The sequence below is a fragment of the Aliiroseovarius crassostreae genome (assembly GCF_049803815.1).
Taxonomy (GTDB): Bacteria; Pseudomonadota; Alphaproteobacteria; order Rhodobacterales; family Rhodobacteraceae; genus Aliiroseovarius; species Aliiroseovarius crassostreae_A.
The window spans coordinates 374,202-399,708 of record NZ_JBNAGI010000003.1 but is presented as its reverse complement, the minus strand read 5'-3'; the positions used below and the strand labels follow the sequence as shown (position 1 = coordinate 399,708).

Here is a 25,507-nt window from a genome sequence, read left to right as displayed (position 1 = left end):
ACAGTTTTTTCATCGCATGTAATCCGTGAAGTTGAGTTTTGACAGGTGCGCGGTGACCGTGTAGAGGCTCTCCAACTGACCATATATCGCCTTCAATTCTGTGGCGGTCTGATAGGGGTCCACAGCAATCAGGCCATTTCGAGATATTTCCAGAGCTGTTTTTTCCGCTTCATTGCGTGTTGTGGCATCTTCAATCCGTTGCTCCAGCGTTCCGATCTCTGCGCGGGCCCCGACAAGATCGTCATTAGCGGCGAGAAAACCATTCATCGAGGCCTCAAAAAGAGCGGTTTGCTGGTCCAAACTCGCCGACAGGGTTCCGTTTGCGATTACCGCAGACTTGGCCATGGCTTTGAGCGTATCTTTGATTTCCTGGCTGTCCGCCCGAAGCCGCATATTTCCGGTTTCACCATTTCCTAGCCGAACCGGTCCCATGGGTTGATCGGCCCCCATATACCCCATCGTCGCAAATCCACCGGCGGGGTCGTCGAACCAAGCGTCAATTCTGGCTGAAATCCCCGCCGCATTGGTTTCAGCTGCAATGTCAGTTTGAATGGCCGCAAGAATGTCTTCACCCGAAGCCAGGGCCGGCTGATCGGTCGCAGCCCCTGCAAACAATGACCGTCCCATCACGGTGGTATTAAGCTGGGACACAGTTGAAAGGAAAGTTTGCCGGGCATCTTCGGCGACAGTTCTCATCATGACCTTGTTCTTCGAACCTGTCGCACCGATGATGCTTTTGGTCAGGTCTTGTGATTGCGTCTGGATCGCATCCAGTGATGATTGCGCTGCAGAGGCAAAAGCCGCAGCTTCCACATTGGCAATCTTGAAACTTTCCAATGCTTTCAAGCTGTGTTCGATCCCTGCCAAAGGCCCGAAATCTCCTGACACAGCGGTGTTCAGATCTGAACGCACGCCCGTTGCAACTTCTTGCCCCAAACGCGCCATGTCCGCCTTCAACCGAGCGCTCATACCACGGCTGTTGAACGCGGTGGCGAGATCACCAAATGTGGAAAACATGCGCGGATCCTCCTTACATTCCCAACAGGGTTTGGATCATCTCGTCAGCAACGGTAATGACCCGGGCATTTGCTGCGTAGGCCTGCTCGATCATCATGAGTTTTTGCATCTCCGCATCCGTATCCACGCCCTTTGTCAATTCCATTTGCTTCAGCGTGGTGTTCTGCGACATGGAAAAACTGCGCTGAACCTCCGCAGCAGCAAGGTCCGCACTGATCGAAGACAGCAAATCCCCTGCCAGTCCTGCGGATGAACGCGCCGCCGCGGTAAACCCGCCAGAGGCCGGGGCCCGGGCAACGTTCAACGCATCTGCAAGATCATTAATGAGGCTGGCATTGCCAACCGGTCCCTGTGTCGTTGCGCCCAAACCATCCCTTATTTTCCACAGATTTCCGCCTTGAGCAGGGTCGATCAGAGCGTTTACAGCAAGACGACCAGACAAACCGATTTCCGTAAGGGGGTCGAAAACGGCGCCATTATCCGTAAATAGCCCAGGATCGCCCGGGGGTCGCGTTCCATCGAGTGCGGGGTCTTCGAAGCGCTCCATCAGATCTCGGGCAAATCCATCCAGGCGGGTTTGGGCCTCTACCGCAAGTTCATCACGAATTTCAAACTCGGCCGCAAGTGACCCACCATGGATCGGACTCCGCACACCATCCGTGCGAACCGGCTGGCCGTTCATGGTCAGCCCCGACAATGCACCACCCGATTGGGACATTTCCGGAACAATCATGTTTACCGGGGTAAAGCCGAACTCAGCGGCTTTGTGATCCAGCACGATGGCGCCACCGGTGGTCATCAAGGTAACCATTCCATTTTCACGTGGCATCTGTTTCAGGGGAACAATCGACGAAATCCGATCAATGGTTTGCTGGCGCAGGTCCATCAAACCAGAAGGATCCACGCCCCGGGTGACTGCTTCCTGAATTTTGACATTTAATTGTTCAACCTGCTTGAGGCCGGTGTTCAACTGACCAACTTGAGCGGCGATATCTTGATCCGCATCCAGCCTTGCCTTCTGGATATTGCCGGATGTCGATTCGAGATGTGAAACAATGCTTTTTGCGGCCTCGTTCACCGCCGACAGCCTTGCCTGGCTTTCGGGTTGAGATGACGCCTCAATCAATGCGGCCTCAAATTGGGCAAGCCGACCAGACAGGGACCCGGCCTGGTCCGGGGTCCCGATCATGCTTTCCACAGATTTCAGGAAGTCAGCTTTCGTATTATCATACCCAACCGCGGCATCGGTCAACCTTCGGTCCCCAATCAGCACTTCGTCGGTGTGGCGGGTCACCCCTTCGACAAAAACACCCGAGCCGGACCCGGCGAGCGAACGGGACGAAAGTTCGAGTGACCGGGGTCCATAACCTTCGGTCATGGCATTGGCCACGTTGGACGACACCAGGTTTGCCGCTCGGGACGCTGCGTTTAACCCTGACAGGGCATTTTGCATCGAGTTTGCAATGGTCATGTCTCAACCTCCGAACCCACCCCGGAAGTTACCGTTTGATGTTCGTTGTTTCCTGCAGCATTTCATCCACAGTTTGGATGACCTTGGCATTTGAACTATAGGCCCTTTGGGTCTGGATCAGCGACGTCAGTTCGCCGGCCACATCCGTGGTCGACCCTTCCCGGGCAAATCCGACCACCTCACCGGTCGGACCATCCCCTGCATTCCACAGGAAAAAAGAACCGGATTGCGGAGAAACCTGGTAGGCCTGATTCGAGAGGGATTTCAGCCCGTTCGGGTTCGGAATATCGACCAGCGGCACTTGATAAATGGTGCGCGTAAATCCGGTATCATAAGTGGCTTTGATATAGCCATGTTCATCAATTTCAACCGCGGTCAGATTGCCAACTGGTGAACCGTCTTTGGAAATCGAGCTTGGCGCGAAACTATCGGACAGCTGGGTCAACCCGTTCGGGTCACCAATCTTACCGATGGTCAGAGTAAGCGGACCACCGTCAACGGTCAGGGCCAGCTCGCCCGTGGCCGCATCATAGGCCCCGCCGGAAACAACCGCGACCGAAGCCAAGGTCCCGCCGTCTGCACGGCTGTCATCAAAGGTCAGGGTATATTCACCGATCAGGTTGTTCCCACCCGCGCTGTCCCGGATTTCCATTGTCCAAACATTTGATGGTGCGGTGCCGCTGGCTGGCACGGTTGGCGTAAAGGTGAAATCCAGCGTTTCAGATGTTCCGAGGTTCCCGAAGTATTCAACGGACAACGGCAGAGAATTCCCTGACGCTCCAACCTCGGTATCGACAGCTGGCAAGTTCACACCAAGTTTCAGGCGTGTCGTCGGGTCGCCTGCAGTCTGGTTGGAGTTGATAACAATCGGTTCAAGCGCCGCGGCGGTATCGCGTGGATAAACACCTACATTCCCATCAGCATCCGCTGGCCATCCCAAAAGCACCAACCCGGTTTCCGTCTTCAACACACCTTCACTATCGGTGCGGAATGACCCGGTGGTGGTCATCATCATCGGGCGTTCGCCAGAGTTCCCCCCCAGGTACACCTCTTGCGTCACCGGCAACATGCCGCCCCCGCCGATGGCGATATCCAATGGGTTGGACGTTGAGATCAGCGGTCCATGCTCATCGATCAACCGCTGGGTGGACACGCGCACACCACCAGCAGAGTAGGTCCCTGCCCCGGCATTGCCACCAATAACCATGCTCTGGAAATCAGCTGTGGCCCGTTTGTACCCAAATGTTGAGGAGTTTGCGATATTATCCGAAATCGTGGCGAGTTTCGTTGCGTTGGAGTTCAGCCCGGCGACTCCGGCACTCAGCGAAGATGAAATCGTCATGGTGCGCCTTTCTGCTGCATCATCTATGTTCAAATCGGACCTTAGCCGCTCACCCCTTAACAGCGGCCTAACAGCTAAAATCCAATTTGTTTCATGCGGAAGATTTCAGGACGGTTGGAGTTTGCCCAACATCTATTATGACCGCTACCGTCCTTTTCTCAGCAGGATTAGCTCGATGCGGTTGTTGCGCAGCGCCATCGGGTTGCGCGCAGCCGGCTTTCTGTCTGCATGCCCGGTTACCCGCCGAACACGAGACCCGTCCAATCCATGCGTTTCCAGAAGCTCTCGCATAATGTCCGCCCGATCCCCGGAAAGATCCCAAGCGGTGTTTTCGGCAACCACCACGGGTTGCGACCGCACGTGGCCTTCAACAGACACTCCGTTTCGCACAAGGGAAAACGTGCGCGCCATCAATCCGGCCAACTCGACCATAATCGGGGTTGGTGCATTGGTTACCGGGTCGAAAAGCGGTTCGCCCTCAATATCGAACAGTTCGATCAGCAGACCTTCATCGGTGACACGTGTCACAATGTGGCGACGGCTTTCATCGCTGACCATGCTTTCACCGGATTTGCCCAAAAGCAGTTCTTCGACCTTATCAATCGCCTCTCTGTCTTCCTGGGCTTCATCCGCCTTGCGACCGCCAGAGTGTTCCCCTTCGCGATCCTCGGTCGGATTGCGCGGCAGCCCCCCGTTCCCGGATTGGGCCAGCGTTTCCTCGGTAAAGATCGAATCCCCCCCGAAAGAGCCGGATCCACCGCCCGACACCCGGTTGACCGGGATGGTTGGACTGAAATAATCCGCGATCCCCTTGCGTTGTTTTTCGGTTGTTGCATTCAAAAGCCACATCAAGAGAAAAAACGCCATCATGGCGGTTACGAAGTCGGCATAGGCCACTTTCCAGGCCCCACCGTGGTGACCATCGCCACCACCCTTCTTGATTTTCTTGATGATAATAGGCGCTTGTCCTTGCGCACTCATCCCACCACCTCATTTTTATTCACCCAGGATCATGAATAGCAAAGAGGCGTTTACGCCCGCTTAACCCCTCAAATTGTCAGCATTTCCACTAAAGCCGACCGATTGGCCTGTTTTCCTTGACTTCATTGCATATGCAACAATATTATTTAACCAGCGAAAGGATCCGCCCAAACCGTCAGGGCCGGGCGTCAGGAACAGGGAAACAGCATGAGCAACAACAGCGGTCTGCGCGAGATGACGCGCGCGGTGTCAAATGTCGGCACCGATGTGGAATATATGCCCGGCTGGGCCAATGATTTCGAAACCGAAGCCCTGCCCGGCGCCTTGCCGCAGGGCATGAACAGCCCGCAGCGCTGCAACTATGGGCTCTACGGCGAACAGCTGTCCGGCACTGCCTTCACCGCCAACCCGCCGGAACGCACATGGTGTTACCGGATCCGCCCGTCGGTGAAGCATTCGGCGCGCTACACCAAGGTGGATATGCCCTATTGGAAATCCGCCCCCAATGTTGACCCGGATGTGATCTCGCTGGGGCAATACCGCTGGGACCCGGTCGAGGCCACCGAAGGGCTGACCTGGATCACTGGCATGCGCACCATGACCACGGCGGGGGATGTGAACACCCAGGTCGGGATGGCGAGCCATGTCTATCTGGTCACCGAAAGCATGGTGGATGATTATTTCTTCTCGGCCGACAGTGAACTGTTGGTGGTGCCGCAGGCCGGCAAGCTGCGGTTTTACTCCGAACTGGGCGTGATTGATCTGGAACCGAAAGAGATTGGGATCATCCCGCGCGGTCTGGTCTATCGGGTCGAGCTGGTGGATGGCCCGGCGCGTGGCTTTGTCTGCGAAAACTACGGTCAGAAATTCGAGCTTCCGGGACGCGGGCCCATCGGGGCAAACTGCATGGCAAATCCGCGCGACTTCAAGGCGCCAGTGGCGGCGTTTGAAGACCGCGAAGTGCCCTCAACCATCACCGTGAAATGGTGCGGCCAGTTCCACAAGACCGAAATCGGCCAGTCGCCACTGGACGTCGTGGCGTGGCACGGCAATTATGCGCCCTACAAATACGACCTGACCACCTATTGCCCGGTTGGGGCGATCCTGTTTGATCACCCGGACCCCTCGATTTTCACCGTGCTGACCGCGCCGTCGGGCCATCCGGGCACCGCCAATATCGACTTTGTGCTGTTCCGCGAACGCTGGATGGTGGCCGAAAACACCTTCCGCCCGCCTTGGTATCACAAGAACATCATGTCCGAACTGATGGGCAATATTTACGGCCAATATGACGCGAAACCGCAGGGCTTTGTGCCGGGCGGGATCAGCCTTCACAATATGATGCTGCCACACGGGCCGGATCGCGATGCGTTTGAAGGCGCGTCGAATGCGGATCTGAAACCCGAGAAGCTCGACAACACCATGTCGTTCATGTTTGAAACCCGCTTCCCGCAACACCTGACCGAATTTGCCGCCAAAGAGGCCCCGTTGCAGGACGAATATATCGACTGCTGGGACAGCCTTGAGAAGAAATTCGACGGCACACCGGGTGAAAAATGAGGGGTGAGATGTGATGGCGTTGAAGCTCTACACCTATTGGCGCTCGACCGCCGCCTACAGGGTGCGGATTGCCCTGAACCTCAAGGGGATCAAGGCCGATATGACCTCGGTCCATTTGGTCAAGGATGGTGGGCAGCAACATACGAAGGCGTATGTTTCCAAGAACCCGACCCATCTGGTGCCCTCACTGGAGCTGGAGGATGGCACGGTGCTGGCCCAATCGCTGGCAATCATCGACTATCTCGAGGCGCTGAAACCCACCCCGGCCCTGTTGCCCGCTGATCCCGTTTTGCGCGCCCGCACTCTTGCCGCCGCCCATGTGATCGCCATGGACATCCATCCGGTGAACAACCTGCGGGTTGCAGCGCATCTGGGCGACGTGTTCGGGGCCGACGCTGAGGCCAAGAAAGACTGGATGTGTCACTGGATGGCCAAGGGCTTTGATGCGCTTGAGAAAATGGTCATGAAGGACAAAAAATACGCCTTTGGCGACACGCCGTCACTGGCCGACATCTGTCTTGTTGCCCAATATTACAACGCAAGGCGATGGGGGCTGAACCTGGCCCCCTATCCGCGCCTGACCGAGATCGAACAAACCTGCCTCGCGCTGCCGGCCTTTGCCGACGCAGCCCCCGAGGCCCAATTTGATGCAGAGTGAGAGACCATGAGCCAACTGAAAAAATCCTGGGTGGACAGCGCCAACTCCGCTGACACACCGTTTCCGCTGAACAACCTGCCCTACGGCGTCTTTTCTATCGGCGACGAAGAACCGCGCTGTGGTGTGGCCATTGGGGACATGATCCTTGATATGGCCGCAGCCGAAGAGGCCGGGCTGGTTGAAATCAGCGACGATCCCGTTTTCGACGTGCCGTTCTGGAACGAGGTGATGGAGCTGGGGTCCGATGCCTGGGCCGCCCTACGCACCCGTATGGAACAGCTTCTCAGTGAAAATTCAGGCGAGCGTGAGGCAGTAGAGCCCCTGTTGGTGGCGCAAGCCGACGCCGAAATGCACATGCCGTTCCTTGTCGCGGAATACACCGATTTCTATGCGGGTCGTCAGCACGCCGCCAATATGGGCGCAATCCTGCGCGGATCCCCGGATCTGCCCGCCAACTGGCTGCATATCCCAATCGGGTATAACGGTCGCGCATCCTCCGTGGTGATTTCCGGCACCCCGATCCACCGCCCCAACGGCCAGCGCAAAGCACCCGACGCCGAGATGCCCAGCTTCGGCCCCTCGATGCGTCTGGATATCGAGCTGGAAATGGGTGCCATTGTCGGCAAAGCGTCAGAGTTCGGCCAGCCGATCACGGTGGACGAAGCCGACGACATGATCTTTGGCTACGTGCTGCTGAATGACTGGTCCGCGCGTGACATTCAGGGCTGGGAATATCAACCGCTTGGGCCGTTTCAGGGCAAAGCGTTTGGTACCTCGATCTCTCCGTGGATCGTCACCGCCGCCGCGCTGGAAGAGTTCCGCGCGCCCACGCCCGAGCGCGAGAAGGAACTGCTGCCGTATCTCGATGGCTCAAAGGACGGTCTTTATGACATCGACCTGCAGGTGCTGATGCAGCCGGAAGGCGCGGAGAAAGCGACCGTGGTGGGCGAAACCAACTACACCCGCATGTATTACTCCGCCGCCGAACAGCTGTGCCACCACGCGGTGGGGGGCTGTGGCATGAATGTCGGTGATCTGCTGGGATCGGGCACCATCTCTGGCCCTACCAAAACCGAATACGGCTCCCTGATGGAAATGAGCTGGGCCGGGCGCGAACCCTTCACGCTTGATACTGGCGAGACCCGCACCTTTATCGAGGACGGCGATACGCTCACCCTGCGCGGGGCCGCCAAAGGCGACGGGTTCCAGATCGGCTTTGGCGATTGTGTCGGCCAGATCCTGCCCGCCAAAAGCTGGCCGAAATAATGGGTCTGGCGCTCAGATCATCCTGCGGCCGATTGCCATTCGAGGATTGCCTCGGAGGGCATCAAAAGCATGATGATATTGAGCGCCAACCCGTCTCGGATCAGGTAAGTGGTCAGCACCTCGAACCCAACGATGATGGCAACCGAGGCCCAGATCGGCAGGCGCAGCGCCAGCCAGAAGCCAAGGAACATCGCCAACAGGTCCGCGCCGGAGTTGATCACCGCGTCGCCCCAATATTCACCGGACACGGTGAACTCGCGGTACCGGTTGATCACGGCCTCGGTGTTTTCGGCAATCTCCCACGCGGCTTCGACCCCGGTCGCAACCAACAATCGCCAGCCCAGCGCGAACCGGCGCATGGTCAGGAAGGTGATCCCGTAAAACAGGAAGCCGTGGATCAGATGACTGGGCGCGTACCAGTCCAGCAAATGCTGCGACCCCTGCCCGCTGTCATCGCCGGAATACCACAAGAGCACATATCCGCAGGGGCAATACAGGTTGCGCCCCATCAGAAGCAAAATCACCAACATCGCGATGGTGACACCGAAAACCGCCCAATAGGGCAAATGACGTCGATCAAACATGCAGGAACAGAATCACGTTATTCTGACTGCGTCTAGGAAGGAAAACCCAACCATGGCAAAAGCTTTTGCGTCCCAAGGGGACATGACTGAGAAGAAAATCACCTTCGAAGAGGTGGGGCGCGACATCTATGCCTTCACCGCCGAGGGCGACCCGAACTCCGGTGTGATCATTGGCGATGACAGCGTGATGATCGTCGAGGCCCAGGCCACGCCGCGCCTTGCAAACAAGGTGATCGAATGCGTGCGTTCGGTGACGGACAAACCGATCAGCCACGTGGTGCTGACCCACTATCACGCCGTGCGCGTGCTGGGCGCGTCTGCGTTCGGCGCCGATCAGATCATCATGGGTGACACCGCCCGCGCGATGGTTGTGGAGCGCGGCCAGGAAGATTGGGATAGCGAGTTTCAACGCTTCCCGCGCCTCTTCGAAGGCCACGAGAGCATCCCCGGCCTGACCTGGCCCACCACCACCTTTTCCGAAGACATGACCGTCTATCTCGGCAACCGTCGCATCGACCTGATGCATCTTGGGCGCGCCCACACCGCAGGCGACATCGTGATCCACGTGCCGGATGAAAACGTGATGTTCACCGGCGACATCGTCGAATACCACTCGGCTTGCTATTGCGGCGACGGGCATTTCAGCGATTGGGGCGACACGCTCGACAATATCGCCGCCTTCGACGTAGACGCCATTGCGCCGGGTCGTGGCGATGCTCTGGTCGGGAAAGAGATGGTGAACGCCGCGATCGAGAACACCCGCGATTTCGTGGAAAGCACCTATCGTCCCGCCGCCAAGGTTGCCGCGCGCAATGGCACGCTGAAAGAAGCCTGGGATGCAGTGCGCGCCGAATGTGACCCGAAATTCGCCGATTACGCGATCTATGAACACTGCCTGCCGTTCAATGTTGCCCGCGCCTATGACGAGGCCCGCGGCATCGATACCCCGCGCATCTGGACCGCCCAGCGCGATCTGGAGATGTGGGACGCGCTGCAAGGCTGACGGAACACCCCGGTGTGTGGGGCCATCTTTGGTCCTCAAATATCCCCGCCGGAGGCACCCAACAAAAGAAAACGGACCCGCGCAAGAGGAGAGGGCGCGGGTCCAACGAAACGCGCCGAACCCATGGCCGTTCCCTTCCTAAAAAGGGCGGCCGCTTGTCGGAGGAGGAACGACATGACGAAAATCTTTGAAACCCCGCTTTATGCCTATAAGCGGAGCCCCGATCAGGACGTGGAAACCCCCACGCGCCGCAAAGTCGTGGTGATCGGCGCCGGCCCCATTGGCCTCGCCATGGGCATCGAAATGGCCCAGGAAGGCATCGAGGTGGTGATCCTCGATGACAACGACAAAGTATCCTTCGGGTCGCGCGCCGTGTGCTACGCCAAACGCCCGCTGGAAATCCTCGACCGCCTGGGCTGCGGCCAGCCGATGGTCGACAAAGGGGTCGAATGGAATGTCGGCAAGGTGTTCTTTGACGATCGCGAGGTCTATCAGTTCAACCTGCTGCCAGAGGAAGGCCACGAACGCCCGGCCTTCATCAACCTGCAGCAATATTATTTCGAAGAATATCTGGTGAATCGGGTCCGCGAGCTGGAGGCCGAAGGCGCGCCGATTGAAATTCGTGGCAACAACAAGGTCACCGCCATTGGCACACATGATGACCATGTGACGCTGGAAATCGACACGCCGGAGGGGTCTTACAACCTCGAAGCGGAGTGGCTGGTGCCGTGTGATGGCGCCGCCTCTCCAACCCGCAAGATGCTGGGGCTGGATTTTGTCGGTCGCGTCTTTGAAGACAACTTCCTGATCGCCGACGTGATCATGGAGGCAGAGTTCCCGACCGAGCGCTGGTTCTGGTTCGACCCTCCCTTCAACCGCGGCCAGTCCGCCCTCTTGCACAAACAGCCCGACAATGTCTGGCGCATCGACCTGCAACTGGGTTGGGACATCGACAAGGACGAAGAGAAGAAGCCGGAAAACGTCATCCCGCGCCTCAAGGCCATGCTGGGCGAAGACGTGCAGTTCGAACTGGAATGGGTGTCGATCTACACGTTCCAATGCCGCCGGATGGAACAGTTCCGCCATGGCCGCGTGCTCTTTGCCGGGGACGCCGCCCACCAGGTGTCGCCCTTTGGCGCACGGGGGGCAAACTCCGGCCTGCAAGACACCGACAATCTGGGTTGGAAACTGAAACTGGTGATGGAAGGCAAGGCCCCCGAGAGCCTGCTTGACAGCTATGACATGGAACGGGTGCATGGCGCGGATGAAAACATCCTGAACTCCTCGCGCTCCACCGATTTCATCACGCCCAAATCCGAGATGTCCCGCATTTTGCGCGATGCGGTGCTGGATCTGTCGGAGCAGTTCGAATTTGCCCGTCCGCTGGTGAATTCCGGCCGCCTCTCGGTGCCCTGCACCTATGATGGCTCGCCGCTGAACTCCTCCGATGCGCTGGATGGCCCGGATCGCACCCGTCCTGGGTCTCCCTGCCCGGATGTACCTTTGAGGGATGCATTTTTGCTGCCGAAACTGGGGGGCAAGTTCACCCTGCTGACCATCGACGCGGAGGCGCCCGATGTGATCGAGGAAGACGGGGTCGAAGTCACCCGGCTGGCCCTGTCGGTCAAAGATGACAAATCCGGTGCGCTCAAAGCCCGCTATTTGGGGGATGCGCCCAGTGCGGTCTACCTGATCCGCCCGGATCAGCACGTGGCCGCCCGTCGCCCCAATTTCGATGAAAACCTGATGCGCGCCGCCATCCGTCGCGCCACTGGCAAGGAGTGAGTCCCATGAACGAGACCATGCCAACCGACCTGATCCTGACCCCAAATATCGATGGGGCAGATGATTTCTATGCCGAATTGCTGGAGGCGCATGAAGAGCTTTCGAAAGAGAAAAGCGATGCGCTGAATGCGCGCCTGTTGCTGGTGCTCGCCAATCATATCGGCGATCGCGCGGTGCTGAGCGCGGCGATCTCAACCGCGAAATCCGCGTTGAAGTAATCGCAGCACAACGAAAAGCGGGGGCGCCCGGTCGGTGCCCCCGCGCGACTGCCGCCCCAAGGGGTCTTGGCAGCCGGTTCTATGGCCAGCGCGTTACGCGCCGGGGGCCTTGGCGAACCGCAGATAGGGCAGCTTGATGTCCAGATCGCCGTATTGTTCGCGTGCCTGATCATCATCCAGCGCCAGACCGACAATCACGTCCTCGCCCGGGGTCCAGTTCGCCGGGGCGGCCAGGGGTTTGCCATCCGTCATCTGGATCGCATCCAGCGCCCGCAGCACCTCGGCGAAATTGCGGCCAATGGTCATCGGATAGGTCATCGACAGGCGCAGCTTCTTGTCCGGCCCGATGATGAACACCGAACGCACGGTGGCACTGTCGGCGGGGGTGCGCCCGTCTGGCAGATAGGCCTCGGCGGGAAGCATGTCGAAGGCTTTCGACACCTCAAGCCCTTCATCCGCGATGATCGGGAACCCGGCCTTGGTCTGGGCAAACCCTTCGATATCGGTCTTCCACTTGCGGTGCTCCTCGGCGCTGTCCACGGACACGCCGATCACCTTGGTGCCGCGCTTTTCCCATTCATCCGCCAACTGGGCCACCGCGCCAAATTCGGTGGTGCAGACGGGGGTGAAATCCTTGGGATGCGAGAACAGAATCGCATAGTTGTCGCCAATCCAATCGTGAAAAATGATCTCGCCCTGATCGGTCATGGCGGTGAAGTTGGGGACGGTGTCGTTGATACGCAGGCCCATTTCTGAACTCCTCTTTGTGTCATTCCCTATCAACTTACGTGTGAATTCGGGAATTTGAAGAAGGGGCGTGGATATGTCGCAAATATAATTTGATCAAATTATTGCACTCCGGGCTTGCGCCCCGATATAAGGAGTGCAAGAGTGCAGCCAAATCCGTCCATGGAGTCAGGAATATGATCGAGAAACGCGACTTTTACATCAACGGCCAGTGGGTCGCCCCGGCCAAGGCACATGATTACGAGGTGATCGACCCGTCGACCGAAGAGGTCTGCGCGGTTATTTCCTTGGGCGATCAGGCCGACACCGACGCCGCCGTGGCCGCCGCCAAAGAGGCGTTCAAAACCTGGGGTATCACGTCGAAGGAAGACCGCCTGGCCCTGATCGAAAAGATCTTCGAGGTTTATGGCGCGCGCGCCGAGGATCTGGCGCAGGCCATGACGATGGAAATGGGCGCGCCCCTGGATCTGTCCCGCAACAATCAGGTTGGGGCCGGCAGCTGGCACATTGCCAATTTCATCAAGGCGTTCAAGAAGTTCGAATTCGACCGGATGCTGGGCGACCACGCCCCGAATGACCGCCTGCTTTATGAACCCGTTGGTGTGACAGCACTGATTACCCCGTGGAACTGGCCGATGAACCAGGTGGCCCTGAAAGTGGTTGCCGCCTTGGCGGCGGGCTGCACCATGGTGCTGAAACCCTCTGAAATCGCACCGCTGTCGTCGATTGTCTGGACCGAAATCATGGACGAAGCAGGCGTTCCCGCCGGTGTCTTCAACATGGTCAATGGCGACGGGATGGGCGTGGGCTCGCAACTCACCTCGCACCCCGACGTGGACATGGTCAGCTTCACCGGCTCCACCCGCGCGGGCATCGCGATTTCCAAATCCGCCGCCGACACGATCAAACGCGTGGCGCTGGAGCTGGGTGGCAAGGGCGCCAACATCATCTTTGATGACGCCGATGACAAAGCCGTGGTGCGCGGCGTGCGCCACATGATGCAGAACACCGGGCAAAGCTGCAACGCCCCCTCACGGATGCTGGTGCAGCGCGGGATCTATGACCAGGCGGTTGAGATTGCCCGTGAAACCGCCGAGAAAACCGCCGTGGACGTGGCCCATAAAGAAGGTCGTCACATCGGCCCGGTGGTGAGCGAGCTGCAATGGGGCAAAATTCAGGATCTGATCCAGAAAGGCATCGACGAAGGCGCGCGCCTTGTGGCCGGTGGCCTTGGCCGCCCGGAAGGTCTGAACAAGGGTTACTTTGTCAAACCCACCGTCTTTGCCGACGCCAACAACCAGATGACCATCGCCCGCGAGGAAATCTTTGGCCCGGTCCTGACCATGATCCCGTTCGATACCGAAGAAGAGGCGGTCGAGATCGCCAATGATACGGTTTACGGCTTGACCAACTATGTGCAGACGCAAAACGGCGAGCGCTTGAACCGGGTGATCCGCCAGATGCGGTCAGGCATGGTCGAAGCCAACGGCACTTCCCGCGCCGCTGGATCACCCTTCGGTGGCTACAAACAATCCGGCATCGGCCGCGAAGGCGGCGAATTGGGCATCGAGGATTTCCTCGAAGTGAAAGCCGTGTCGGGTTGGTTTAACGGGTAAACCCCGGCCACAGTAAACACAAAAGGGCTCGCAATTTGCGGGCCCTTTTGGCCTAAAAGATATTCGGATCGCATTTCCAAACAAGGTAGAGCCACAGCCCAAGAGTTGGCACGACAACAAGCATAGAACGCAAAAAGCCTTTCAGCGTATAGGCTCTACTGCTTAATCCTATATTCCGTTTGATGGCTTCTACCCAATTGTATCCAATGGATTTAGCTTCACGCCACACACATATGAATGCTGCCCCCCAGAAGTAAACAAAGGGCCAGAAACTGCTACCTTCGATACAAGCCAAGTGCTCCAATCAATCGGCTCCTACTTTACATTTACTCACTTCGCCGCACCACCACAGACCCCACCGAGTAACCCGCTCCAAACGAGCAGATCACCCCGGTATCCCCCGGCTGCAGATCGTCGGAATATTTCGAGAACGCGATGATTGATCCGGCGGACGAGGTATTGGCGTAGTCTTGCAGGATATTGGGCTGCTCGCCCTCTTCCGGCACCCGACCCAGCACCTTTTTCCCGATGAAATCATTCATGGTCTTGTTGGCCTGATGCAGCCAGATCCGCTTCAGATCATCCTGCCCGATGCCCAGCTCTTCCATGTGGCCAAGGATGTGTTTCGAGACAATCGGCAGCACCTCTTTGAACACCTTCCGCCCGTTTTGCATGAATTGCATGTCGCGCCGGTCGGGCAGCGCGCCGCCCTCTTCGCGGGCGCGACGCAGGAACCCATTGTTGTTGCGGATGTTGTTGGAAAACTGGGTCAGGCATTTGGTGCCGAGGATCTCGAAATGATCGCCCTTCGCGTCCTCTTTGCGCTCCAACACGGTTGCGGTGCAGACATCACCAAAGATGAAATGACAATCCCGGTCGCGCCATTCCAGATGGGCCGAGCAGATTTCCGGGTTGACCACCAGCGCGCGGCGCACGGACCCCGACCGGATCATGTCTGCCGCCGCCTGAATACCAAACGTGGCCGAGGAACAGGCGACATTCATGTCAAAGGCAAAGCCTCCCGCGCCCAGCGCCTGCTGGATCTCAATCGCAATCGCCGGATAGGCGCGTTCGTGGTTCGAGGCGGCGCAGATCACCAGGTCAATCTCATCGGCCCGCACCCCGGCCTTGATCAGCGCCTGACCACAGGCCTCCACCGCCATTTCGGCCATAATGCCCAGTTCGTCATCCGCGCGTTCCCGCAGTTTCGGGCGCATCACCATCGGATCAAGCACACCGGATTTGTCCATCACATAGCGCTGCTGAATGCCCGACGCGTTGACGATGAATTCCTCGCTGGAATGCCCAATCGATTCCGCGTCACCCGCCGCAATCGCATCGGCATTTTCGGCATTCACCCGGTCGGCATAGGCATTAAAAGCCACAACCAATTCTTCATTGGTGATGATTTCGCTGGGGGTGAACACACCGGTGCCAGAGATGACGGGTTGGAACATGGGGATCTCCTCATAAAGCGTTTTGACTTTGTTGCCCCTCACAGCAAAAAGTCGAAACGCCCGGAACATATAGCCGTTGTGGGCGTTTCCAAATGAAGTTGTGACCCAACTTAATCTGGAAACGCTTTGGATCCCGACACTCAAGCAAATAAGGGGCGCAAGGGCAAGGTGGGTGACGTTTCGTCAATCTCGCGAAACCGCCTAGAACGGCACTTTGGCGCGGAAATTCATGCCCCTGCCACCATCCGGGTGACGCAGGCGCAGCTGTTCTGCGTGCAGCATCAGGCGTGGTGCATCGCGCGCCTCGCCCGTGGCATAAAAGGGATCGCCAAGGATCGGATGACCGAGTTCGAGCATATGCACGCGGAGCTGGTGGCTGCGGCCGGTTTTGGGGAACAGGCGCACGCGGGTGTTGCCACCTTCAAAGCGCATCACCTTCCAGTCGGTCAGCGCAGGCTTGCCAGTTTCAAAATTCACATGCTGCTTCGGGCGATTGGGCCAGTCGACGATCAGCGGCAGATCCACCGTGCCTTCTTTTTCCGCCATCTCACCCCAGACCCGCGCCACATAGGTTTTCTTCATCTGGCGCTTTTCAAATTGCAGCCCAAGGTGGCGCTGCGCGTGAGGGGTGAGCGCAAAGACCATCACGCCAGAAGTGTCCCGGTCGAGCCGATGCACCAAGAGCGCCTCGGGAAACACCGCCTGAATGCGCGCAATCAGGCAATCGGCCAGATGCGCGCCCCGCCCCGGCACAGAAAGCAGGCCGGACGGCTTGTCGACCACGAGGATTTCATGGTCCTGATGCAGGATTACCAGTGGATCCTGGGGTGGGGTGTAGCTGTCAGTCATGCGGCCCAGATAGCGGGCGTGGTCCAGTGACACAAGGGGTGGCGCGTCAGTGGTAATGTTTGTTGCGCGACATTTTCCCGATGCCCGGGTTCATGGAATTGGTCGGATCGACGGATTTATAGAACGCGGCCAGGTCCGGCTTGGCGGTGTAAAGATGCCCCACATTATGTTCCGCCGGATATTCCGCTCCACGCTGATCGAGGATCTTCAACATCGCGGCCTTCAGCGCCTTGGGATCCGCGCCTTTCTTCACGATGTAATCCTGATGCAGCACGTGGCACATGAAATGGCCGTAATAAAGCTTGCTGACCAGTTGATCGCTGATCTCGGCGGGCAGCTCTTCGAACCAGTCCCGATCATTGCGGCGCAGCGCGATGTCCAGCGCAAGGATATCTTCGACCTCGGCCCGATGCACATTCATGTACCGCACCGCGGCCCCGGCGGCGGCAAAGCGGTGCAGCCCGGCCATCTTGGCCTCGCGCGCGTCGCATTCGAAATAATCAAGCTGCCCGGCGGCTTTCATGTCAGACAACAGCGCCTGTGCTTCGGCAATCCCGCCATCGCGCATTTTCAGGATCAGGTGATGCGGGTATTGGGCGCGGAAATCACGCATCCGCGCAGGCAGAATATCCGGCCAGATCCGCGCCAAACCTTGCATGAACTTGTCGGTGAAGTTTGCCATCCCCGGCACATTCGCCAGGCGCGCATCCACCGCGCCTTTCAGCGCAAAAAATATCGGCAGCCGGTCGGTGCCCAGCTTGTCGATCATCACCATCGTGTCCTTGCCGTAGCGGTCAGACAGGTCGAACACCTCTTCATGCATGTATTCGGCGGACACCGGCAGAGTTTCGAAATCGGCCAGAATGCGGCGGCGCAGCTCGGTCAGGGCGGCGGTGTCTTGTGTGCCGACATAAAAGGTCCGTTCGGCGTCATTCATCGGATAGGTGTCCAGCCGCACGGCAAAGACCGCCAGCTTGCCGGCACAGCCCGCCGCTTCATACAGGCGCGATTTATCCGCGTTGAACCGCGCGGGCGTATCGGCATTCACATTGCGCACCCGGCGGGCATAATCGGTGTCCGACGCTTTGCGGTTGGAGCTTTCCAGATCGGCGGGGGTGAAATCGCCTGCCTCCAGCCGGGTCAAAATCTCTTCCGGGGTGTCGCCCAGATTGATGCCCAAATGGTTGACCAACTCCAACCGGCCCTCCTCGGTGATCCGGGCGTAAAGCGACAGTTCAGTGTAAGACGGCCCACGTTCCACCAGCGAGCCGCCGGAATTGTTACACACGCCGCCCACCACGGACGCCCCGATGCAGGACGACCCAATCACCGAATGCGGTTGGCGTTTCAGGGGGGCGAGCAGTTTTTCCAGCGCAAACAAGGTGGACCCCGGGAAGGAAATCACCTGCGTACCATCTTTGATCAGCTGCAACCGATCCATGCGCCGCGTGTTGATCAGCACCACGTCGCGATCATATCGGCCCTTTGGGGTCGACCCTTCGGTCAGGCCGGTATTGGCCGCCTGCATGATCACGATCTTGTCGGCCTCCACGCAGGCCTGCAGAACCTTCCATTGCTCCAGAAGCGTGGCGGGTTGCACCACGGCCAGCGCATCCCCTTCGCCCGACCGAAACCCCTTGCGAAAGCGGGCGGTGCGGCGGGCATCGGTGAGCACATGGCGGCGCCCACAGATGTTTTGCAAGGTCTTGATAAGGTCGTGATCGGTCATGCCCCCACCCTTTCTTAATAGGCAACCGAAGGCAACCAGGTGGCAAGCGCGGGCCAGAGGAAGACCAACATCAAGCCCAGGAGCTGCAAGAGCACGAAGGGGATGATGCCCTTGTAAATGTCGGTCAGTCTGATTTCCGGCGGGCAGACCCCCTTGAGGTAGAAGAGCGCAAAGCCAACTGGCGGCGTCAGGAACGAGGTCTGAAGCGTCACCGCGACCAAGATCACAAACCACACAAGGGCAGGTTCGTCGATGGCCCCAAAGCCGGGAATATCCAGCCCCAGCGCGTTCACAATCGGGCGCATCAGCGGCAGCACGATCAGGGTGATCTCGATCCAATCCAAGACGAACCCCAGAAGGAAAACGATGAAGAGGATCATGAAGACCGTGCCATTGGCCCCCAGGCCCGCGCCGTGGATCATGTCTTCGATCAGGGCATCCCCGCCAAGTTCACGCAGCACATAGCTGAACACCGTCGCACCAAGGAAGATCGCGAAGATATAGGCGGTGGTGTTGAAGGTGGCCTTCAGCACGTTCACCAGTTTGCGCAGGGTGAGCTTACGATAGCCAAGCGCCAGAAGGGTCGCGCCCAATGCGCCCACACCCGAGGCTTCGGTCGGCGTGGTCAGCCCCGCGAAGATCGAGCCTAGCACAGCGAGGATCAGGCCCAGCGTTGGCAAAACCGCGATCAACACATCTTTCACAGCGGCCCAATCCGGGCGGGTTGCCCCCGCGGGCACCGGGGCCACGTCGCGTTTGATCAGGGCAATCACGAAGATATAGGTCAGGTAGAGCCCGCCGATGATCACCCCGGGAAAGACCGCTGCCATGAACAGATCACCGACAGACAAGGCCATCTGATCCGCCATGATCACCAACATGATCGAGGGCGGGATGAGGATGCCCAGCGTGCCTGAGGCCGAGACCACACCGGCCGCAAGGCTGGGCGAATATTTCTGCTCCATCATCGAGGGCAGCGACAAGACGCCCAAGAGCACAACGGAGGCCCCGATGATGCCGGTCGAAGCGGCAAGGATGATACCGATCATCGTGACCGTGATCGCAAGTCCGCCGCGCACCGTGCCAAAGAGGCGCTGCATTGCGGACATAAGGCGTTCCGCCACGCCGCTTTCATCCAGCATCAATCCCATGAAGATGAACATCGGAAGGGCCACCAGAACCGCGTTGGACATGGTCGCATAGACCCGGTTCACCACGGCGCCCAGCGTCAGATAATCCAGCCCGGTAAAGGTGCTTTCCAACCCGGTCCACAGCATCAGATCATTGTCAAAAAGATAGGCCAGCCCACAATAGGCCACGCCAACACCGGCCAGGGTCCAAGCCACCGGGAAGCCGGTGAACAAAAGCGCGATGAAGGTGAGGAACATGGCGATGACCAGCTTTTCCTCGGTGCTTTCCACAAGGAACGTCAGCCCGGTTGCGACCACGGCGAAGGCCACAAGCGCCCAGAGGATCAGGCGCAGGTCCTTGCCCATCCGCTCTTCGCTATGCGCCACGAAAATCGCGTGGGCATCGTGAATGAGGCGCGCGACGGCGGCCAATGCCAAGAGCACGAAACTGGCCGGGATCACCGCCTTCAGCGCCCAGCGCGCGGGCAGACCTGTGGGGCTGTCGGAACGTTCGTTTACCCGCCAGCTTTCATAGAAATAGTCATAGCCCTGATCGATCATCAGATAGATGAACGGCACCAGCAGGGCGAGGATGCCAATCACCTCAATCACCCGTTGGGCACGACGCGACAACTGCATATGCAGGATGTCGACGCGCACGTGACTGTCGGTGACCAGCGCATATGAAATGCCCACCATGGTGACCAAGCCATAGAAATGCCACTGCACCTCATCCAGCTTGGGCAGGTTCACGTTGAACAGATAGCGCAGGCCAACTTGGGTCACGATCGCGGCGACCAGCAGCAGGTTCGCCCACATCACCACATTGCCGATCCCCTTGACCGTCTTGTCGATGGCGACGGCGGCAACCTGCGTGTCACGATCCTCGTGTTCCAGGATGTGTTCGTAGACGTCAATCGGATCCAGATCGGGATCATTGGGGGCAGGTATATTCTGGGTCACATTTTGGGCCATGGGGCGTCCTCCTCAGAAACTGGCGCGAAATGGGCGCGGCTCACGGGATGGAAAAGTCACAAATCTGTGTGGGAAAAGGCGCGCGGCAGGGTGGTGCCGCGCGAGGGTGAGGGGCGGGTAGGCCACCGCCCCTCATGCGCAAGCAAATGGGTTACTTGCGCGGGAGGAAGGCGTTTTCTTTCCAGATGGCATAACCGTCGCGGAATTCGGTCATGTCCCCCAGAACCTTGGCAAAGAAGGCGTCATTGGCGGCCTCTTCCTGTGCCACGGCGTCCCAGTTTTCGCGGAAGGTGGCGAGCATCTCGTCATTCCACTTTTTGATCTCGACCCCGTTGTTTTCAACATTGTCGATCAGGGCCGCGTGCTGGATTGCTTCACCTTCGGCAAAGCTATCGGTCATCGAGGCCTTGCAGGCGTTTTCGATGATCGCCTTATGCTGGTCACTGGCCTCGTTCCACACGTCCTTGTTCACCAGAAGTTCAAACACGGTCGCCTGCTGGTGCCAGCCGGGGAAGTAGTTGTATTTGACCAGTTTGTGGAAGCCAAGACGGGCGTCGATGGCGGGCATCGAAAACTCGGTCGCGTCAATCGCGCCTTTTTCCAGCGCCGGGAAAATTTCGCCGCCGGGCAGCAGGCTGGTGGCGACGCCAAGGCGTTGCATCACTTTGCCACCCAGACCGAAGAAGCGCATTTTCAACCCGTCCAGATCGCCCGGCTGGTTGATTTCCTTGGCAAACCAGCCCGAGGTTTCAGGGGCGATGATCGCGCAGGGCAGAACCTTCACGTTGAAACCGGCTTGGTCATACATTTCCTGATACAGGGTCATGCCGTTGCCATAGTAAAGCCACGCCATGTATTCGCCCGCCTCAGGGCCAAACGGCACGGCGGAAAACAGCGGGGCTGCGGGGATTTTCCCGGCCCAGTAGCCCGCCGTGGTGTAGCCCGAGTTGATCTTGCCCGACGACACGGCGTCCAGAATTTCAAACGGCGGAACCAGCTTGCCCGGCTCATATACCTTCATTTTCAGCGTGCCACCCGACATCAATTGCAGCTGTTCGGCAACACGCGGGATCGGAGAGCCAAGGCCCGGCAGCGCAGTCGAAAACGCGATCGGGGTTTTCAAAAGCAGTTTGTCAGCAGCTTCCGCAATCGGGGCGGTCAGCAGGGTGGCAGCCATCGCCACCGAGGTCAGGGTCTTTTTCATGTGGGTCTCCTCCAGAATGCAAGCAAGCCGCCTCCACGGCTTCAACCGGTGCCAATTCAGCACGGCATTATTGGTCAATAATATTTACCACTTTATTATGTCAACAAGATTATTTACCACTGATTGCCCAAGATCGGCTGCGTTCAGCCCCGCTTCGCCCCCACAGAAGCCGCGAAAAAACGCCTCATTTTCTGATATTTTCTATCAATGACAAATGATTGCACCGCACCGTCGCGCGCGGCTTCGACCTACGCTTTCGCTTGATCTGGCGCGGGTCAGTGGTAAAGATAAAGAACATGTTCCTTCACCGACCCATCATCAAGGAGCCAAGATATGAGCGACACCAGCCCCTTCGATCCGGTCGGTCACGAATCGTTGGCCGAAGCCGTGGTCGAGCAGATCGAGACGATGATCGTGGATGGAATCCTGAAAGAAGGGCGCAAATTGCCGTCGGAACGCGAACTGGCCGAGGCGATGGGTGTGTCGCGTCCCAAGTTGCGCGAAGCCCTTCAGACGCTCGAAGACCGGGGGTTGGTGCATGTGCGCCACGGCGAGGGCACCCATATCGCATCGCTGTCCGGGCGCGCCATGTCCCCTGCGATGCTGGCGCTTTACACCCGGCATGGATCCGCGTTTTACGACTATCTGGAATATCGCCGGGAGCAGGAAGCCTTTGCCAGCCGCCTTGCCGCCCAGCGCGCCACCCAATCGGACAAGGACCGGTTGAGCGACATCCTGAACACGCTGCAGATAGCCTGGGAAAGCGGTGACACGGATGCCAGCGAAGAGGCCGATCTGGCGCTTCATGTCGCCGTGGTGGATGCCAGCCAGAACACCACGCTGATCCACATGATGGCGTCGATCTATGACCTCACCCGGCAGGGGTTGTTTTATAACCGGAAATTCCTGCGCACGATGGATGGCACGGGGAAAAAGCTGCTTGATCAACACCGCGAGATTGTCGAGGCCATTCTGGACGGCGATCCAGACCGCGCCGAGGCGGCCGCCCGCAACCACCTTGATTTCGTGGAAACCAGCTTTCGGATCGGCCAGGAGCAGGCCGAGCGCGAAGCCCGCGCCGCAAAACGGCGCAAGCTGTCACAGTTATAATCGGCGCGTGTATAATCGGCGCGTGATCAGGCGGACACCTGCTGTAGGTGGTCAAATTCCGACACATGGGTCCCAACCCCCAGACTGACCGACCGCAGCTCGGTGACGATATCGGTCATTTCCGCCAGCGGGACCAGCGCCTGTACCTCGTCCCAACCGGACCAGCCGGGTTTGGCGTCAAACCCCAACAGCTGCCCGCGCCGCCCGGACACAATGCGCTGCACTTTGGGGGTGAACTCGGCGGGCACCGACAGGCTGACCTTGTGAATGGGCTCCAGCGTGATCGGCTTGCATTGCGGAATGGCCTCGCTCATCGCTTTGATCGCGGCGCGTTGAAAGGCCATGTCAGAGCTGTCCACATTGTGATGGCTGCCATCGACCAACGTCACCGCAAGATCGACAATCGGGTGGCCGTTTGGCCCTTTCTGCAAATACTCGCGCACACCTTTTTCGACCGCCGGGATGTATTGCTTGGGCACCGCACCGCCCACAATGCGGTCGTCAAAGGCAAACCCCGTGCCACGCGCCAGCGGTTTGATCTCGATCTCGACATCGGCAAATTCCCCATGCCCACCGGATTGCTTTTTGTGCCGCGCCTTCTGGGTGATCGGCTTGGTGATGGTTTCGCAAAACGGCACTTTCGGGGACGATTGGGTCAGCGTCAGCGCGCTGTCGGCCTCGAGCTGTTTCAACGCGATCTGCAGCTGGATGGCGCCCTGCCCTGACAACACCAGCTCTCCGGTTGCCGGGTCGTGCCCGGCCCGGATCGACGGATCGCCTTCGGTCAACCGCCCCAGCGCTGCGGACAAGCGCACCTCATCCGCGTGATGTTCGGTTTGCAAAGCCACCGAGAAAAGTGGTGACGGCGGCGTGGGCCAATTGGCCGTGGCGGTGCCGTCGCGGGTCAGAAGATCCCCGGTCTGCACATCATTCATGCGACCCAGAGAGACAACTTCGCCCGCGCCAGCCGACTGCACCTGCTCAGATTTGGCCCCCAGATGGCGACGGATATTGGCAACCCGTGTTCCATTGAGCGTATCGCCACCCGACACCTCACCCGCCCAGACCCGCGCATAAGACAGCTTGCCCGCCTTACCCGCATAGGCGGTGCGGAACACCTGCGCCACCGGGCCGTCCATTGGCAGGCCGAGCCGCGCGGCAGAGGCGGCCACATCTGGCGCATCGTGGCGCAGTGCTTTCATCAGCCGACGGATGCCGTTTTCATTTTCCGCCGAGCCGAAGAACACCGGCACAATCAGATCTTCGCGCAGGTCCCGGGTCAGATTTTCATAGATCTCATCGGTCGAGGGCACCACGTCGTCCAGCAGCTCCATCATCAGGGTATCGTCAAAATCCGCGAGCGATTCCAACATCGTGTTGCGCGCATCCCCTTCCAGATCGGTCATATCCTTGGGCAGGGTGATCATCTCGGATTTCTTGTGCGGCTCCCACCGCCAGGCGCGTTCGCTGACCAGATCCACCATGCCGGTCAATTGCCCGTCCGCATCGCGGATCGGGATTTCGCGCATCAACAGCGGACGCGAGGACACGGTTTGCAACGCTTCAAACGTGGCGCGCACCGAGGCCTCCTCCTGATCCATCTTGTTGATGTAAATTAGGTGCGGGATATTGCGATCATCCAGGAATTGCAGGATCGGCGACAAGGTCACCGCACGGTCCGGTTTCGGGTCGCAGACCACCACCACGATATCCGCCACCATCATCGCGCATTGCGCATCATAGTTCAGTTCAACCGATCCCGGACAATCGAGCAGCGTCCAATCTTCGCCCAGATAGTCGAAGGTCGCGACATTCACCTCGGTCGACATGTCGCGCGCCCGCGCTTCGGGGGACGCGTCCCCCAATGTGGTGCCGTCTTTCACCGTGCCCCGTCGCGGGATTGCACCCGCCGCAAACAGAATATCTTCCATGAGAGTGGTTTTGCCGCTGGAATATGGCCCGACAAGGGCCGCCACTCTGGCGCCGTTTTTTTGACCTGATGTGGTGTCTGACATGGGGATCCTCCGTTCGGCCGATTGGCGGGTTGCGCAACCGGATCGCACGGGAGGCCGGACCCGTGCGGTCCGGTAGGGGCACTGTCATACCCACGCGTTTTCGCGTCCATGATATGCATCAATCGGAAAGCCGCAGAATACCCGGCATCTCCGCATTGGCATTCCGCATTCTTGAACAAGCGACCTGGTTCGAAGCGACGAACACATGTGGCCCCAATAAAAGACAACCGCGCGGGTTGGAGCTTTAGTTTGCCCTAGCCCTGGCCAACTTGGCAATGCTCAGCTGGCAGCACCCGCATCATCGGTAATGTCACCCGTGGCAAGAATTGGCGCAGCCGAGATTTCATCCGCATTCATCAGGGCTGCAAGACGCTCTGCCGCGGCCAGCAGCATTGCCTGCTCCCAATCTTCCAAACGCTCGAAGCGGCGGGCAAAGTCACGCTGCATAGGGTCGGGCGCATTTTCCAAAGCCTCCCGCCCCGCATCCGTGATCAGGATGGTTTTCTTGCGCCGATCCTGATCCGAAACCCGCCGTTCGATCATCCCCTTCGCCGCGAGCTTGTCCAGGAGCGCGGTGATCGTCGCCTGCGACACCCGCATATGATAGGCCAGCGTCGTGGCCGTCGCCCCACCGGCATCGTGCGTGATTTTCAAAAGTCGCAGCTGCACCGCCGTCAGCCCCACCGCGCTCGCCACTTCACGACCGTGCAACTCGGTGGCGCGAAGGATCTGCCTGAGGGCGGTCAATGTGGCGTTGGTGCGGTCCATATCTATCCTCTACTCCGGAAAC

The 25,507-nt window shown here is 58.8% G+C and carries 21 protein-coding genes; 8 read left to right on the top strand and 13 right to left on the bottom strand.

Annotation, left to right across the window (positions count from 1 at the left end; all coding sequences use genetic code 11):
• Positions 1 to 9: 9 nt before the first annotated feature.
• The 4 genes from ACP15V_RS11195 to ACP15V_RS11180 all read right to left on the bottom strand — a co-directional run bounded on the left by ACP15V_RS11195 (position 10) and on the right by ACP15V_RS11180 (position 4,811).
• Positions 10 to 1,017, bottom strand: coding sequence for a flagellin (locus ACP15V_RS11195; RefSeq protein WP_424943762.1), 1,008 nt, complete (start codon positions 1,015 to 1,017; stop codon positions 10 to 12).
• A 13-nt stretch (positions 1,018 to 1,030) separates the two neighbouring features.
• On the bottom strand, positions 1,031 to 2,488 hold the full coding sequence (gene flgK / locus ACP15V_RS11190) for a flagellar hook-associated protein FlgK (RefSeq protein WP_424943761.1): 1,458 nt from the start codon (positions 2,486 to 2,488) through the stop codon (positions 1,031 to 1,033).
• A 28-nt stretch (positions 2,489 to 2,516) separates the two neighbouring features.
• Positions 2,517 to 3,830: a flagellar hook protein FlgE gene (locus ACP15V_RS11185; RefSeq protein WP_424943760.1), complete on the bottom strand. Its 1,314-nt coding sequence runs from the start codon at positions 3,828 to 3,830 to the stop codon at positions 2,517 to 2,519.
• A gap of 144 nt (positions 3,831 to 3,974) precedes the next feature.
• Positions 3,975 to 4,811 (bottom strand): flagellar motor protein MotB, encoded by an 837-nt coding sequence (locus ACP15V_RS11180; RefSeq protein WP_424943759.1) that lies wholly within the window; start codon positions 4,809 to 4,811, stop codon positions 3,975 to 3,977.
• Between the two features lie 207 nt (positions 4,812 to 5,018).
• On the opposite strand from ACP15V_RS11180, the gene hmgA reads away from it, so the two are divergent.
• The 3 genes from hmgA to fahA are packed head-to-tail and all read left to right on the top strand — an operon-like array spanning position 5,019 to position 8,295.
• Positions 5,019 to 6,371 carry a homogentisate 1,2-dioxygenase gene (gene hmgA / locus ACP15V_RS11175; protein ID WP_424943758.1) on the top strand — a complete coding sequence of 451 codons (1,353 nt, stop codon included), beginning with the start codon at positions 5,019 to 5,021 and terminating at the stop codon, positions 6,369 to 6,371.
• 13 nt (positions 6,372 to 6,384) lie between these two features.
• Positions 6,385 to 7,029, top strand: coding sequence for a maleylacetoacetate isomerase (maiA, locus tag ACP15V_RS11170; RefSeq protein ID WP_424943757.1), 645 nt, complete (start codon positions 6,385 to 6,387; stop codon positions 7,027 to 7,029).
• 6 nt (positions 7,030 to 7,035) lie between these two features.
• On the top strand, positions 7,036 to 8,295 hold the full coding sequence (gene fahA, locus ACP15V_RS11165; protein WP_424943756.1) for a fumarylacetoacetase: 1,260 nt from the start codon (positions 7,036 to 7,038) through the stop codon (positions 8,293 to 8,295).
• A 17-nt stretch (positions 8,296 to 8,312) separates the two neighbouring features.
• Here the strand turns inward: fahA and ACP15V_RS11160 are convergent, their stop codons facing one another.
• On the bottom strand, positions 8,313 to 8,879 hold the full coding sequence (locus ACP15V_RS11160; RefSeq protein WP_424943755.1) for a DUF2585 family protein: 567 nt from the start codon (positions 8,877 to 8,879) through the stop codon (positions 8,313 to 8,315).
• A 52-nt stretch (positions 8,880 to 8,931) separates the two neighbouring features.
• Between ACP15V_RS11160 and ACP15V_RS11155 the strand changes: the two genes are divergently transcribed.
• From ACP15V_RS11155 to ACP15V_RS11145, 3 genes are all read left to right on the top strand, one after another.
• Positions 8,932 to 9,882 carry an MBL fold metallo-hydrolase gene (locus ACP15V_RS11155; protein WP_424943754.1) on the top strand — a complete coding sequence of 317 codons (951 nt, stop codon included), beginning with the start codon at positions 8,932 to 8,934 and terminating at the stop codon, positions 9,880 to 9,882.
• A gap of 174 nt (positions 9,883 to 10,056) precedes the next feature.
• Entirely contained in the window at positions 10,057 to 11,667 is a 1,611-nt protein-coding gene (locus ACP15V_RS11150) for an FAD-dependent oxidoreductase (RefSeq protein ID WP_424943753.1), read from the top strand.
• Between the two features lie 5 nt (positions 11,668 to 11,672).
• A complete protein-coding gene (locus ACP15V_RS11145) occupies positions 11,673 to 11,885 on the top strand; it encodes a DUF2783 domain-containing protein (protein WP_424943752.1) in 213 nt (70 codons plus the stop codon).
• Between the two features lie 93 nt (positions 11,886 to 11,978).
• Here the strand turns inward: ACP15V_RS11145 and ACP15V_RS11140 are convergent, their stop codons facing one another.
• A complete protein-coding gene (locus ACP15V_RS11140; RefSeq protein WP_424943751.1) occupies positions 11,979 to 12,635 on the bottom strand; it encodes a peroxiredoxin in 657 nt (218 codons plus the stop codon).
• Positions 12,636 to 12,808: 173 nt separating this feature from the next.
• On the opposite strand from ACP15V_RS11140, the gene ACP15V_RS11135 reads away from it, so the two are divergent.
• Complete coding sequence (locus ACP15V_RS11135; protein ID WP_424943750.1) at positions 12,809 to 14,248, top strand: aldehyde dehydrogenase family protein; 1,440 nt, start codon at positions 12,809 to 12,811, stop codon at positions 14,246 to 14,248.
• Positions 14,249 to 14,574: 326 nt separating this feature from the next.
• Here the strand turns inward: ACP15V_RS11135 and ACP15V_RS11130 are convergent, their stop codons facing one another.
• The 5 genes from ACP15V_RS11130 to ACP15V_RS11110 form a co-directional block, all read right to left on the bottom strand.
• Positions 14,575 to 15,705, bottom strand: a complete 1,131-nt coding sequence (locus tag ACP15V_RS11130) for a beta-ketoacyl-ACP synthase III (protein WP_424943749.1) — start codon at positions 15,703 to 15,705, stop codon at positions 14,575 to 14,577.
• A 201-nt stretch (positions 15,706 to 15,906) separates the two neighbouring features.
• Complete coding sequence (locus ACP15V_RS11125) at positions 15,907 to 16,554, bottom strand: RluA family pseudouridine synthase (protein ID WP_424943748.1); 648 nt, start codon at positions 16,552 to 16,554, stop codon at positions 15,907 to 15,909.
• A 46-nt stretch (positions 16,555 to 16,600) separates the two neighbouring features.
• On the bottom strand, positions 16,601 to 18,283 hold the full coding sequence (dld, locus tag ACP15V_RS11120; RefSeq protein WP_424943747.1) for a D-lactate dehydrogenase: 1,683 nt from the start codon (positions 18,281 to 18,283) through the stop codon (positions 16,601 to 16,603).
• A gap of 14 nt (positions 18,284 to 18,297) precedes the next feature.
• Entirely contained in the window at positions 18,298 to 20,388 is a 2,091-nt protein-coding gene (locus ACP15V_RS11115) for a TRAP transporter large permease subunit (protein ID WP_424943746.1), read from the bottom strand.
• Positions 20,389 to 20,539: 151 nt separating this feature from the next.
• Positions 20,540 to 21,592: a TRAP transporter substrate-binding protein gene (locus tag ACP15V_RS11110; RefSeq protein ID WP_424943745.1), complete on the bottom strand. Its 1,053-nt coding sequence runs from the start codon at positions 21,590 to 21,592 to the stop codon at positions 20,540 to 20,542.
• 333 nt (positions 21,593 to 21,925) lie between these two features.
• On the opposite strand from ACP15V_RS11110, the gene ACP15V_RS11105 reads away from it, so the two are divergent.
• Positions 21,926 to 22,702 carry a FadR/GntR family transcriptional regulator gene (locus ACP15V_RS11105; RefSeq protein ID WP_424943744.1) on the top strand — a complete coding sequence of 259 codons (777 nt, stop codon included), beginning with the start codon at positions 21,926 to 21,928 and terminating at the stop codon, positions 22,700 to 22,702.
• A gap of 26 nt (positions 22,703 to 22,728) precedes the next feature.
• On the opposite strand, the gene ACP15V_RS11100 is transcribed toward ACP15V_RS11105, so the two are convergent.
• Positions 22,729 to 24,717 (bottom strand): elongation factor G, encoded by a 1,989-nt coding sequence (locus ACP15V_RS11100; protein WP_424943743.1) that lies wholly within the window; start codon positions 24,715 to 24,717, stop codon positions 22,729 to 22,731.
• A 279-nt stretch (positions 24,718 to 24,996) separates the two neighbouring features.
• Positions 24,997 to 25,485, bottom strand: a complete 489-nt coding sequence (locus tag ACP15V_RS11095) for a MarR family winged helix-turn-helix transcriptional regulator (RefSeq protein ID WP_424943742.1) — start codon at positions 25,483 to 25,485, stop codon at positions 24,997 to 24,999.
• Between the last annotated feature and the right edge of the window lie 22 nt (positions 25,486 to 25,507).